The 852-nt window shown below is 52.3% G+C and carries 2 protein-coding genes; both read left to right on the plus strand.

What is annotated here, in order from left to right:
• Positions 1-175 precede the first annotated feature (175 nt).
• Positions 176-469, plus strand: coding sequence for a DUF6485 family protein (locus ACTQWD_RS08700; RefSeq protein ID WP_195838532.1), 294 nt, complete (start codon positions 176-178; stop codon positions 467-469).
• A 160-nt stretch (positions 470-629) separates the two neighbouring features.
• The coding region (locus ACTQWD_RS08705) for a hypothetical protein (RefSeq protein WP_441559752.1) at positions 630-852 on the plus strand (223 nt) is incomplete at its 3' end.

The raw sequence follows: 852 nt of genomic DNA on the forward strand, positions 1-852 counted from the left end.
AATCCTCGTTGCGGCGGTTTTGTTTTCTTCAGAGGTCGGTCGCCGAGATATTCAGCCGCTTGGCAGAACCCCTAAGTCGCAAGCACCTTGAGGCTATATCCTGTTAAGCAATGACACCCTATTGTTTAACATGCGGCAGCTTTTACGGCAGACCCGACCGACCGGAAGGAGTCCCATGAGCTCAGTTGCGTTTTGTACCTGCAACGACCGGAAATGCCCATTTAACCCTGTCAACCACGAGAAGGGCTGCACACCGTGTATCGCTAAGAATCTGCACGAGCACGAGATTCCAACGTGCCTGTTCAACGCGATTTCTCCCGATCGGCTTGAGGCCGATAAAGACGAGTGGTCGTGGCAAGCGTTCGCGCGGCATGTAGAAGCATATCTGGGAAGCGACAGCCCAAGAATCCCCGCAGGCGAAGAAGCGCCGCAGGGATTTACCAAGATCGGTTGCTGTAAGCGGGACTAACAATCAAAGTTAGTGCCCCCCTAAAACCAAACGTCAGTACCTCATTATGGGATAACAGACCTGATGGGTTTGCCCCATGCTTACAGGAAAGCGCCCGCCGACCATGGCAGCCGGCGGGCGCTTTCCTGAAGTACACCGTTGAATCGCACAGAGGGGAGGAATGCGAATCAAACTCAACAGGGCAGGCTTTTTCATCGCCTATTGCCTGCTCCGTTGCTGCATACAATATAGTTCACCATTGTTTACTTTGCAGCATCAAACCGCGCCGCCATACCTTCTCCATAAGTTAGACACGGTAAACCTGCCAATTAGGGACAGGTTTATTTTGGCAGGTTTTATCTGGGGAACATCAATGGAGCCAGCGTTCCACCACAAAGAGGACA

Origin of the sequence: Collinsella sp. LCP19S3_B6 (assembly GCF_052121815.1) — a bacterium.
In the GTDB taxonomy this organism is placed as follows: domain Bacteria; phylum Actinomycetota; class Coriobacteriia; order Coriobacteriales; family Coriobacteriaceae; genus Collinsella.